At 56.8% G+C, this 12,469-nt stretch carries 10 protein-coding genes and 1 pseudogene; 4 read left to right on the forward strand and 7 right to left on the reverse strand.

The annotated features are described in order from the left end of the window. Positions 1-493 precede the first annotated feature (493 nt). Positions 494-784 carry a YebO family protein gene (locus tag GT756_RS16110; protein WP_004203366.1) on the reverse strand — a complete coding sequence of 97 codons (291 nt, stop codon included), beginning with the start codon at positions 782-784 and terminating at the stop codon, positions 494-496. Between the two features lie 74 nt (positions 785-858). Then, positions 859-1,002, reverse strand: coding sequence for a PhoP/PhoQ regulator MgrB (mgrB, locus tag GT756_RS16115; protein WP_002911375.1), 144 nt, complete (start codon positions 1,000-1,002; stop codon positions 859-861). 159 nt (positions 1,003-1,161) lie between these two features. Here mgrB and GT756_RS16120 point away from each other — a divergent pair, with 159 nt between their 5' ends. Beyond that, positions 1,162-1,401 (forward strand): YobH family protein, encoded by a 240-nt coding sequence (locus GT756_RS16120; protein WP_004203368.1) that lies wholly within the window; start codon positions 1,162-1,164, stop codon positions 1,399-1,401. Between the two features lie 55 nt (positions 1,402-1,456). Here the strand turns inward: GT756_RS16120 and kdgR are convergent, their stop codons facing one another. Then, on the reverse strand, positions 1,457-2,248 hold the full coding sequence (gene kdgR / locus GT756_RS16125; RefSeq protein WP_004203369.1) for a DNA-binding transcriptional regulator KdgR: 792 nt from the start codon (positions 2,246-2,248) through the stop codon (positions 1,457-1,459). 177 nt (positions 2,249-2,425) lie between these two features. Between kdgR and GT756_RS16130 the strand changes: the two genes are divergently transcribed. Then, a complete protein-coding gene (locus tag GT756_RS16130) occupies positions 2,426-3,796 on the forward strand; it encodes an MFS transporter (RefSeq protein WP_080838157.1) in 1,371 nt (456 codons plus the stop codon). Between the two features lie 69 nt (positions 3,797-3,865). Here GT756_RS16130 and htpX read toward each other — a convergent pair whose 3' ends face one another. The 4 genes and pseudogenes from htpX to GT756_RS16150 all read right to left on the reverse strand — a co-directional run bounded on the left by htpX (position 3,866) and on the right by GT756_RS16150 (position 8,327). Next, entirely contained in the window at positions 3,866-4,750 is an 885-nt protein-coding gene (gene htpX, locus GT756_RS16135) for a protease HtpX (protein ID WP_004203371.1), read from the reverse strand. A gap of 236 nt (positions 4,751-4,986) precedes the next feature. After that, positions 4,987-7,035, reverse strand: coding sequence for a carboxy terminal-processing peptidase (prc, locus tag GT756_RS16140; protein WP_004203373.1), 2,049 nt, complete (start codon positions 7,033-7,035; stop codon positions 4,987-4,989). Between the two features lie 19 nt (positions 7,036-7,054). Beyond that, complete coding sequence (proQ, locus tag GT756_RS16145; RefSeq protein ID WP_004203375.1) at positions 7,055-7,732, reverse strand: RNA chaperone ProQ; 678 nt, start codon at positions 7,730-7,732, stop codon at positions 7,055-7,057. 81 nt (positions 7,733-7,813) lie between these two features. Next, a pseudogene (locus GT756_RS16150) lies at positions 7,814-8,327 on the reverse strand (GAF domain-containing protein). Between the two features lie 132 nt (positions 8,328-8,459). Here GT756_RS16150 and yebS point away from each other — a divergent pair. Together yebS and GT756_RS16160 are read left to right on the forward strand one after the other, a co-directional pair. Further along, positions 8,460-9,743, forward strand: coding sequence for a membrane integrity lipid transport subunit YebS (gene yebS / locus GT756_RS16155; protein WP_004203379.1), 1,284 nt, complete (start codon positions 8,460-8,462; stop codon positions 9,741-9,743). Beyond that, entirely contained in the window at positions 9,712-12,345 is a 2,634-nt protein-coding gene (locus tag GT756_RS16160; protein WP_017900210.1) for a PqiB family protein, read from the forward strand. Before yebS ends, GT756_RS16160 begins: the two co-directional genes overlap by 32 nt. The last annotated feature ends 124 nt before the right edge of the window (positions 12,346-12,469 follow it).

Below are 12,469 nucleotides of genomic sequence, written 5' to 3' on the forward strand. Positions count from 1 at the left end.
TATAAGGTAATCCTTTGATCGCCTGCACATTTATGCGTCTTTGCCGCCCCTGGCAAGGCGCTATGGCGTTTATCAATAACGCCGGAGCGCTGCCTTGTAACTGCAACTTTTTTACCATAGCTCAACAACTTCGCTTCGTCCAGGTATGTCCGTATACGAACTGCCAGTATACGGGCGACTGACGAGCCGTGATGAATATTGATGCGCAAAATTCGTTATAACCCCAGACGAAAAATCGCTAAAGCCAGGCCAGTGTAGTGATAATAAATCCTTTCAGTCGTCTCGCTAAAAATAGTGCTAATTCTGCACCTTAATAATGAAAAAAAGATGACAGCGTCACGTTATCCGACAATAAACGCGGCGGGGATCACTTTATTTACAGCGTGTATAAAAGAGGATAGTGCATTGAGAAAGGAATAATGGAATAAGAATAAGATATTACCGACCGCTATCATGCAGGTGCGCATCATATGATGCACACCTGTCGAGGTACTTAGCGCTCTGCCACCAGGCGGATAAACTCATCCTCCCCTTTCGCCTTACCGGCGACGGTCGGCTCGACCACGTCCTCTTTTTCCGGCGCACTGGCTTCGCACAAGCGACGTAGCAGCGCATTCTGCCGCTTTTGCTGATCCAGCAGAGCCTGCAGCAGTTCTATCTGCTCATTCGCCCGCGAGCTGGCGCGGTTGACGAAGAACCATAACAACAGACCGACAAGCAGCAGCGCCACAGACACGGCCAGCGATGCCAGATTTAAGATCCCAGGATTTAGTAACTCACTCATTTCACCACCTCAAAGAGAAGGCGTTCATTCTACCACCCGCGGCGCAGAAGGAAATCAGTCGTCAGAAAAATGTCTTACCACGGGATAAATTTATTGATAGTGCAAATGCCGCTGAAAAACTGAACATCCTGGTCGCACATTACGTTAAGCATCTGAGTCCACAGCAACAGGCAGCCTGCTATGATGACTATCAGTAAAACCCACCGTAATTTTTTCACTCCACTCTCCGCATCAGTACTTTATGTCGCCAGGATAACACGGCCTTCTTAAACCGCGGCTAACTGTAATACGAAAGGCAAGTTTAGGAATCATCGACTTGTTTCAAAACGTGTTCGTGTCAAAATCACGGCAAGGATCATACAAATAATGAGGCATTAATGCGATTAATCATTCGTACTATTGTGGTCGTGGCTATCTTATGGATTGGCGTATTATTAAGCGGCTACGGGGTATTATTCCACAGTGAAGAAAACGTCGGCGGCCTGGGCCTGAAGTGTCAATATCTCACCGCCCGTGGGGTCAGTACCGCACTTTATGTGCATTCCGATAGCGGCGTGATCGGCGTCAGCAGCTGCCCGCTGCTGCGTAAAAGCGCAACCGTCGTGGATAACGGCTAAGATCCAACCGGCGACCGCGACGATAGCGCCGCGGTCGCCGAATGCTTCAGCGCGGTCAGAAGGGGTAGTCGTTGTAGCCCATCTGTTCAGAAATCTTGCGCGCCGCCTGGTGCAGCATCGCCACATATTCATGCAAACGTTCTTCAGAGAACCGTAAGGTCGGGAAAGAGATGCTCAACCCGGCGATGACTACGCCGAAACGGTCGAATACCGGTACCCCAATGCAGCGCAGCCCCTCTTCCTGCTCTTCATTATCTTCGCCGTATCCCTGCTCGCGAACGCCATCCAGCACCTTCAGCAACTCAGCGGTACTGGTGATGGTCCGCTCGGTGCTGCGTTTATACTCCACGCCGTCAAGGATCTGCTCCACTTCGCTGCGATCGCGCCACGCCAGCAGTACTTTGCCAATCGCGGTGCTGTACAACGGATTGCGACGGCCGATACGAGAGTACATCCGCAGGTTATACATCGAATCAATCTTGTGAATGTAAACAATACTGTCTTCATCCAGCGCGCCGAGATGGATAGTCTCTTTCGTCAGTCGGGAGAGTTCCCGCATCTGAATATCGGCGCTGCGCACCAGGTCGACGTTCTGCAGCGCGCGCGCCCCCAGCTCGAACAGTTTGAGCGTGAGGGAGTATTTCTCAGACTCTCCCTCCTGCGCCACATAGCCCAGTGATTTCATGGTCTGTAAAAAGCGATAAACGGTGCTTTTCGACATCATGACGCGCTGGGACAGTTCGGTAATGCCAATTTCACGCTCTTCACCCAGCGCCTGCAGGATGCCGAAAACCTTCAATACCGAAGAGACAGAATCTGGCTGTTTATCCAAATCTGCACCTGCCATTTATCACCTCGTCGTAACTGTTTTATAAAATTTAGAACCGGTTTTTATTATAAATTCGCCGCCTCTGCGCCGCAATCATTCTTCTGCCACTTCGTTACAAATCTGCGACATACGGCGGAATAATCAATGCTAAACTCATCATTCAAAAAACCGTTTCATTTAAGACTCATTTTCACCATGGATAAAAACTCTTCCGATGGCGTACCGCTGCCGCAGCGCTATGGCGCCATTCTGACCATTGTGCTTGGGCTGACCATGGCCGTGCTCGACGGGGCCATCGCCAACGTCGCGCTGCCGACCATCGCCAGCGATCTTAACGCCTCCCCGGCGGCTTCAATCTGGATTGTTAACGCCTACCAAATCGCCATTGTGATCGCCCTGCTACCGCTCTCTTTCCTCGGCGACATGGTCGGCTATCGTCGTATCTATAAGATAGGCCTGGTGGTGTTTATCTTTACCTCGCTGGCCTGCGCCCTGTCGCGCAGCCTCGAAATGCTAACCTTCGCCCGCGTCGCCCAGGGGCTGGGCGGCGCCGCGCTGATGAGCGTAAACACCGCGTTGATCCGCCTGATTTATCCGCAGCGCTTTCTCGGTCGTGGCATGGGTATCAACTCCTTTGTCGTCGCCGTCTCTTCAGCAGCAGGCCCGACGATCGCCGCTGCGATCCTCTCCCTCGCCTCATGGCAATGGCTGTTTTTAATTAACCTGCCTCTCGGCATCGTCGCCTTACTTCTGGCGATGCGCTTTCTGCCGCCCAACAGCGCGCGCAGCAAAATCGTCCGCTTCGATTTGCCGAGCGCCATCATGAACGCGCTGACCTTCGGGCTGTTGATCACCGCCCTGAGCGGTTTCGCCCAGGGCCAGTCCACTCAGCTGGTGCTGGCGGAGGTCGCCGCTATGCTGGTGGTGGGCTTTTTCTTCGTTCGCCGTCAGCTCACGATGCCCGTCCCGCTGCTGCCGGTCGATCTGCTTCGCATCCCGCTCTTCTCCCTCTCTATTTGCACCTCCATCTGCTCTTTCTGTGCGCAAATGCTGGCGATGGTCTCTCTGCCCTTCTTCCTGCAAACAATGATCGGGCGCAGCGAAGTGGAGACCGGCCTGCTGCTGACGCCGTGGCCGCTGGCAACGATGGTGATGGCGCCGCTGGCCGGTTATTTAATTGAAAAATGCCATGCGGGGTTGCTGGGGGCCATTGGGCTGCTGGTTATGGCCTGCGGCCTGTTCGGCCTGGCGCTGCTTCCGGCGTCGCCCAGCGATCTGGATATTATCTGGCGTATGGCGCTGTGCGGCGCCGGCTTCGGGCTGTTCCAGTCGCCAAACAACCACACCATTGTCGCCTCGGCCCCGAGCCATCGCAGCGGCGGCGCCAGCGGCATGCTGGGTACCGCTCGCCTGCTCGGCCAGAGCACCGGCGCCGCGCTGGTGGCCCTTTTATTCAACCTGCTCGGCAACAGCGGCACCCACACCGCCCTGCTGCTGGCCGGCATCCTGGCGACCGTCGCTGCGCTGATTAGCGGTCTGCGCGTCACTCAGCCGCGCGCAGCCTGACGATTAAGGACAAAAAAAATCCGCAGCCTTCGGGCTGCGGATTTTTATTTTCAGCGTCAGATTGACGGACTATTTCAGATATTCTCCGCTACGCAGCGCTTCAATACGCTTGTCCAGCGGCGGGTGGGTCATAAACAGCTCGCTCATGGACTTCGCTTTACCGTTGATGCAGAACGCCATCATGCTGCTGGCTTCCTGCGGCTCATAGCTGGTTTTCAGGCGCTGCAGGGCGGCAATCATCTTCTCGCGGCCCACCAGACGCGCCGAGCCGGCATCAGCATGGAATTCGCGATAACGAGAGAACCACATGGTGATAATGCTGGCCAGAATACCGAACACCAGCTCCAGCACCGTGGCGACGGCGAAGTAGATCAGCGGGTTGCCATTGCTGCTCTCGCCTTCATCTTCCCGGTTGCCGCCGAGGAAGCCGGCCGCAATCTGCGCGATAACGCGGGAGATAAAGATAACGAAGGTGTTCACCACCCCCTGAATCAGAGTCATGGTGACCATATCGCCATTGGCGATGTGGCTGATTTCATGGGCGATGACCGCTTCCGCTTCATCACGGCTCATGTTTTGCAACAGCCCGGTACTGACAGCGACCAACGAGGCGTCGCGACGCGCACCGGTAGCGAAGGCGTTGATGTCAGGGGCGTGATAGATAGCCACCTGCGGCATGGCAATGCCCGCCTGCTGCGCCTGCTGCGCAACGGTGTTCATCAGCCAGCGTTCCGTTTCGTTGCGCGGCTGCTCGATCACTTCCCCACCCACAGACTTCAGCGCCATCCATTTCGACATCATCAGCGAAACGATAGAACCACCGAAGCCGAACAGCAGGGCCATAATCAACAGACCGGTCATGCTGCTGGATTGGATCCCCGTGAGGCTTAACACCAGCCCGAACACGACCATCACTGCCAGGTTCGTCAGCAGGAAAAGCGCGATTCGCATCATAATTTTCTTTTTACCTCAATTTAACAAAACGCACTATGCGATTACCCACATCGTATGGGTCAGGCTGCAATTTTCAACCATCAGCCCCCGCTAAGTCACGATAAAAACACAACTTTACATTTTGTAGCATCTTGCTGACAGCGGCAGAGCAGGTTGACATTTTGTTAGATGAGCTGAATGGCGATGACAAAGGGCATAAAAAAAAACGGGCACCTCTCAGGGTGCCCGTTGGCGACTTATTGGCTGGCCGGCGGTTCCACCGCCGGGCGCGCTTTTTCGAGATGGGCGAGGTCTACCGCGATATGGACCGTCTCATCAAGATACGGATCCGGCTCCTGATAATCCTTCGGCAAATCGTCCAGTTTTTTCAGCGGCGGTTTGCCTTCGCGTTTCAGGCGATCGTTAATCCGCGCCAGACGAATCGCATCATCCTCTTCGTTCTCTTTTTCACGCTGAGCGTAGTTCAGAGAGACGATGTTACGTTTGTCCTTCATCGCGTTATAACGGGCAATATCCTTCATGATGTACTGGAACTCAGGATCCTGGGCAATACGCTCGTCGTGGCGCTTGAGCAGTTCCGGTCCAAATGGGGTCAGATCCCCGGACTTCACGTAGGTGGCCGCGTTGATGCTATCCCACGGCAGCGCGTTGTCTTCATACTGCTCGCCGGTTTCGCGATCTTCATTGCCGGTTGGCATCATGATATCCGGCGTAACGCCTTTGCGCTGAGTACTGCCGCCGTTAATGCGGTAGAACTTCTGGATAGTGTACTGCACGGAACCTAACGCCGGCCAGTCCGGACGCAGCATCTGATCGTAGATACGATTCAACGAGCGATACTGCTGTACGGTACCTTTGCCGAAGGTCGGCTCGCCAACGATCAGCGCGCGGCCATAATCCTGCATTGCGGCGGCAAAGATCTCAGACGCCGAGGCGCTAAAGCGGTCAACCAGCACCACCAGCGGCCCTTTGTAATAGACTACGCCATCGTTATCGCTGTCTTCGCGCACCTTGCCATTGTTATCCCGCACCTGCACCACCGGGCCGGACGGAATAAACAGCCCCGACAGCGATACCGCTTCGGTCAGCGCCCCGCCGCCGTTGCTGCGCAGATCGATAACGATGCTACTGACGTTCTGTTTTTCCAGCTTCTGCAGCTGCACCTTCACGTCATCGGTCAGGCCAACGTAAAAGCCCGGGATATCCAGCACGCCGACTTTTTCTTTACCAACGGTTTTCACCGACATCTTCACCGCGCGATCTTCCAGACGGATGCGCTCGCGGGTCAGGGTGACGATACGCGTCTTGGCCCCTTTGCCGGCCGGCAGGATCTCAAGGCGAACCTTGCTGCCCTTCGGCCCTTTAATTAGCGCCACGACGTCATCCAGACGCCAGCCAATGACATCGACCATCGACTTCCCGGTCTGGCCGACGCCAACGATGCGGTCGCCGACGCTGATCGCTTTGCTCTTCGCAGCCGGACCACCGGCCACCAGCGAATTAATCACCGTGTAGTCATCATCCATCTGCAGCACAGCGCCGATCCCTTCGAGTGAGAGACTCATCTCGGTGTTGAACTGCTCGGTATTGCGCGGCGACAGATAGTTGGTGTGCGGGTCGATTTCGCGGGCGAAGGCGGTCATCGCCAGCGAGAAGACATCCTCGCTGTTGGTTTGCGCCAGACGACGGATAGCGAACTTGTAGCGACGGGTTAAGGTGTCGCGGATCTCTTTATCGTCTTTTCCCGCCAGCTTCAGGCTTAACTGGTCAAATTTAACCTTGGCGTCCCACAGCTTGTTCAGCTCGGCCTCGTCTTTCGGCCACGGCGCTTTGGAGCGGTCAAGGTTGAAATTGTCGTTGCCGGTAAAGTCCATCGGACGTTCCAGCACCTTCAAAGCATACTGATAGCGCTCGAAGCGGCGCTGCTGCGCCAGGTTGTAGAGGTCGTAGAAGACATCCAGTTTCCCGGTGCGCAGTTCGTCGCCGATTTGGTCTTTTTTCGCCGCGAACTTCGCCACATCGCTGGCCAGCAGCACATTATGGCTGTAGTCCAGCAGGTTCAGATAACGGTCAAAAATTTTTGCCGAGAAGGCGTTGTCGAGATCGAACTGACGGTAGTGAGAGCGGGTAAAGCGCGACGTCACGCGCTCGCTCACCGTCGCGTGCTGCGGCTCTTCTTTCAGCACGGGGATTTGATCTGCACGGGTTATTTCATCAACAGCGAAAGCATGGCCTGCTATTGCCAGCAGGCCCGCAAGCGCGGTGATTTTAAAAAATGTGTTCATGCCTGGCCCGGCCTCCGTTTCAGAACACCAGGTGTTCTGCGCGTACAATCATTGACATACCAGAAGTCAGCTGTACACGAACGCCATCTTTGGTGATTTCCAGAACGGTGGCGTCCATTGCGTTATTGCCTGCTTTTACCTTCAGCGCCTGGCCGACGGTCAGAACGGAAACATCCGATACCGGAGTAAGACGCTCTTCACGCGGAGCTTTGGCCGCAACAGGACGCGGTTTACGCTGTTCAGCGCCCTCTTTACGACGCGGCTGCTGAGGACGCGGTTTACGCTCGCGGCGAACGCCTTCATCCGGCTGGCCTGCAGCGGCAGCGGCTTCGCGTTTTTTCGCCTGCTGGGCAGCGCGCTGCGCCTGAACGCGAGCTTTCGCTTCTTCCAGCTGCTGACGCGCATGGGCAATGTGCTGCTCTTCCAGTTCGCCGCACGGGTTGCCGTCCAGGTCAACGCGGATAGCGCCGGCTTTTACGCCGTAGAGATAGCGCCAGCTCGAGGTGTAAAGACGTAATGCAGCGCGAAGCTGGGTTTTGCTGAGATTCATCTCACCACCCACTCGCTCAACGAGATCCTGAAAAATTCCGATTTTCAGGGGGCGCGCTTCGCCTTCAGCGCTGAAGCACTGAGGGAAACGTTCGGCCAGAAAGGCGATAACTTCTTTACTGCTATTCAACTTAGGTTGATTTTCCATGAAATTTCCTGATTACAACGGACGTAGCCAACAAGCCGCAGGCATGAACAGGCGACATTATAATGACGTCCTCGCTAAATGCTACGTTATCCGTTGATTATCCCACGACACGGGTAAAGATTTTTTGATAATCAGTGGCCGCGATAAGTTTTTCCAGATGCTCGACCAGTGTGCGCAACCCCTGCTCATCTTCAGCAGTGAAGCGGCCGTAAGCCGGACTGTCGATATCCAGCACGCCGATAATCTGGTCGTTCACGCGCAGGGGGAAGACAATTTCCGAATTACTGGCGGCATCGCAGGCAATGTGGCCGTCAAAGGCGTGGACGTCCTCGACGCGCTGCACCTGGGCTTGCGCCACCGCCGCGCCGCATACGCCGCGCCCAACCGGGATCCGGACGCAGGCCAGTTTGCCCTGGAACGGCCCCAGCACCAGGGTATCGCCTTCCAGAAGATAGAAACCGGCCCAGTTGACCTCGCCCAGTCGTTCAAACAGCAGCGCGCTGGTATTAGCGATCATCGCCAGAAAACTGGTTTCACCTGCCATTAATGCCTGGAAATCGCGGTTCAAATCCGCGTAAAATTCTGTTTTGCTCATTATATCTTCACTTGGTTGTCTTACTGCCTGATACGTACAGCCTACTAAAATAAGCATTAAATGCGCTTGGGCTCAAGATGAATTCATTCATAGGTTAAGATAGTGAGATACATTCATTCCTGTACGTAATAAATGCCGATAAAAACACCCACCCTTAAGCCTGCGAATAAGATGGTCGTGCATGCCGTCAGCACGCCGCTTCCCTATGCGCATTATCAGCGCTGTACGCAGTGTGACATGCTGTTCCGCTTACCGGTGCTCAAACGCAACCAAAGCGCCTGGTGTCCACGCTGTAACGCGAAGGTGCGCGATGGCCGCGACTGGTCGCTGACCCGTCTGGGCAGCATGGCCCTGGCCATGCTGCTGTTAATGCCCTTTGCCTGGTCCGAACCCCTACTGCGCCTTCACCTGCTGGGGGTTCGCATTGACGCCAACGTCCTGCAGGGGATTTGGCAGATGACCGCGCAGGGCGACCCGCTTACCGCCGCGATGGTGCTGTTTTGCGCGGTGGTCGCCCCGGTACTGCTGGTGGTCTCGATTAGCTATCTGTGGCTGGGCAACGTGCTGGGGATGAACCTGCGCCCGGTGCTGCTAATGCTCGATAAGCTCAAGGAGTGGGTGATGCTGGATATCTATCTGGTGGGCATCGGCGTCGCCTCCATCAAGGTGCAGGATTACGCCTTTCTGCAGCCCGGCATCGGCCTGGTGGCGTTTATCTCCCTGACGCTGCTGAGTATCCTGACGCTTATCCATATGAACGTCGAAGAGCTATGGGAGCGCTTCTATCCCGAACGGCCGGCGACCCGCGCCGATAACAATCTGCAGGTGTGCACCGGCTGCCACTACACCGGCTACCGCGACGCCCGCGGCCGCTGCCGACGCTGCCACACGCCGCTGCACCATCGCCGGCCGCAGAGCCTGCAGCGCAGCTGGGCGGCGCTGATTGCCTCGCTGGTTTTCCTCCTACCGGCCAACCTGCTGCCGATCTCTATCATCTACGTCAACGGCGCGCGCCAGGAAGACACCATCCTTTCCGGGATCATCTCCCTCGCCAGCAGCAATATCGCCATTGCCGGCGTGGTATTTATCGCCAGTATTTTGGTGCCATTCACCAAAGTTATAGTGTTATTTACCCTGCTGCTCAGCATACAATTCAAGTGCGAGCAGGGGCTGCGCACCCGCATCCTGCTGCTGCGGCTGATAACCTGGATTGGCCGCTGGTCGATGCTGGATCTGTTTGTTATCTCACTCACCATGTCGCTCATTAATCGCGATCAGCTCCTCGCCTTTACGATGGGGCCGGCCGCGGTTTACTTTGGCGGCGCGGTAATTTTAACTATTCTTGCAGTTGAATGGCTGGACAGCCGCTTACTTTGGGACGCACATGAGTCAGGAAACGCCCGCTTCGCAGACTGAAGCCAGAATAAAAACCAAACGTCGTATCTCGCCATTCTGGCTGTTGCCGGTCATCGCGCTGCTGATTGCCGCCTGGCTCATCTGGACCAGCTTTGACGACCGCGGATCGACGATTACTATCGATTTCCAGTCTGCTAACGGCATCGTGCCGGGGCGGACGCCTATCCGCTATCAGGGGGTGGAAGTCGGTACCGTCCAGGATATTAGTCTCAGTAAAGACCTGAGCAAGATTGAAGTTTCCGCCAGCATCAAGCGCGATATGAAAGAGGCGCTGCGCAAAGATACGCAGTTCTGGCTGGTCACGCCGAAAGCCTCTCTGGCCGGCGTGTCGGGCCTTGATGCGCTGGTGGGCGGGAACTATATCGGCATGATGCCGGGCAAGGGCGAACCCGAAGATCACTTCGTCGCCCTCGACACTCAGCCAAAATACCGTATCAACAACGGCGAGCTGATGATCCACCTGCAGGCGCCCGACCTTGGCTCTCTGAGCAGCGGCTCGCTGGTCTACTTCCGTAAGATCCCGGTCGGGCGGGTGTATGACTTCACGCTGAATGATAATAATCAGGGGGTCACCATTGATGTGCTGATCGAGCGCCGGTTCACCAACCTGGTGAAAAAAGGCAGCCGTTTCTGGAACGTCTCGGGGATCAAAGCCGATGTCGGCCTGAGCGGGGCCAAAGTGCAGCTGGAGAACCTTTCCGCGCTGGTGAACGGTGCCATCGCCTTTGACTCCCCTGCCGATTCGCAGGTCGCGTCGCAAAACGATGACTATCATCTGTATGAAGACCTGGCGCACAGCCAGCGCGGGGTAGTGGTGACCCTTGACCTGCCTGACGGCGACGGCCTGAAAGCGGGCTCGACGCCGCTGATGTATCAGGGGCTGGAAGTGGGCCAGTTAAGCAAACTGAATCTTAACCCCGGCGGCAAAGTCACTGGCGAGATGACCGTCGATCCGAGCGTGGTGACCCTGCTGCGGGAGAAAACGTTGATTCAGATGAAGAAGCCGAAGATCTCCCTCGATAACCCCAGCGTCAGCGCCCTGCTCACCGGCAATACCTTTGAACTGGTGCCCGGCGAAGGCGAGCCGCGTAATCACTTCTCCGTCATGCCAGCGGATAAAGCGCTGCTGGAGGAGCCCAATGTCGCCACCGTCACCCTTTCGGCGCCGGAGAGCTACGGGATCGACGGCGGCCAGCCGCTGGTGCTTCACGGAGTGAAAGTCGGCCAGGTGCTGGAGCGCAAGCTGACGGCCAAAGGGGTAACCTTCCAGGTGGCGATTGCCCCGGAATACCGCGATCTGATTCGCGGCGACAGCAAGTTTGTGGTGAACAGTCGTCTGGACGTCAAAGTGGGACTTGATGGCGTGCAGGTGCTGGGCGCCAGCGCCAGCGAATGGGTGAACGGCGGGATCCGGGTGATCCCGGGTGAAAAAGGCGAAATGCAGAGCAGCTATCCGCTGTACGCCAACCTCGAAAAGGCGCAGGAAAACAGCCTGAGCGAAGTGCCGACCACCACCCTGAGCCTCTCCGCTGAGACGCTGCCTGACGTTCAGGCTGGCTCGGTGGTGCTGTATCGTAAATTCGCCGTCGGCGAGATCATCGCCGTGAAACCGCGCAAAGACGCTTTCGATATCGATCTGCATATCAAGCCGGAATACCGCTACCTGCTGACCAACAACAGCGTCTTCTGGGCGGAAGGGGGTGCGAAGGTTAAACTTGACGGCAACGGACTCACCGTTCAGGCCTCGCCGCTGGCCCGCGCCATAAAAGGGGCGATCAGTTTCGATAACCTCAACGGCAGCAGCGCCAATGCGCGGCTGAATAACAAACGTATCCTTTACGCTTCTGAAACGGCGGCGCGCGCCGTGGGCGGCCAGATCACCCTGCATGCGTTCGACGCCGGGAAGATGGCGGCCGGGATGCCGATTCGCTATCTCGGCATCGATATCGGTCAGATCCAGTCGCTGGAGCTGATCACCGCCAAAAACGAGGTGCAGGCGAAAGCCGTGCTTTATCCGGAATACGTCGGCACGTTTGCCCGCGCCGGGACCCGCTTCTCGGTGATCACCCCGCAGATCTCCGCCGCGGGCGTGGAGCATCTCGACACCCTGTTCCAGTCCTATATTAACGTTGAGCCCGGACGCGGCCCGGCGCGCCGCGACTTTGAGATCCAGGATACGACGATCAGCGACTCGCGCTATATCGACGGCCTGAATATCGTGGTGGAAGCGCCGGAGGCCGGATCGCTCGGCATCGGTACGCCGGTGCTGTTCCGCGGCCTGGAAGTCGGGACGGTGACCGGTCTGTCGCTGGGATCGATGTCTGACCGGGTCATGGTTAAGATGCGCATCAGCAAGCGCTACCAGTACCTGGTGCGCAATAACTCGGTGTTCTGGCTGGCCTCGGGTTACAGCCTCGACTTCGGCCTGGTTGGCGGCGTGGTGAAAACCGGGACCTTCAATCAGTTTATCCGCGGCGGGATCGCCTTTGCCACGCCGCCGGGTACGCCGCTGGCGCCGAAAGCCCAGGACGGCAAGCACTTCCTGCTGCTGGAGAGCGAGCCGAAAGAGTGGCGGGAGTGGGGCACCGCCCTGCCGCAGTAATCCTCGCCTCCCCTTCTCCCGCCCCGGCAAACGCCGGGCGCGGGCAGACACAAACCTCACGCCCCGGTGTCCTGCACCGGGGCGTTTGTGCTAAACTGCGCACCCTTTTTTTCTGTGGTGCGCT

The organism is Klebsiella sp. Q2 (assembly GCF_009900705.1).
Classification (GTDB): domain Bacteria; phylum Pseudomonadota; class Gammaproteobacteria; order Enterobacterales; family Enterobacteriaceae; genus Klebsiella; species Klebsiella quasipneumoniae.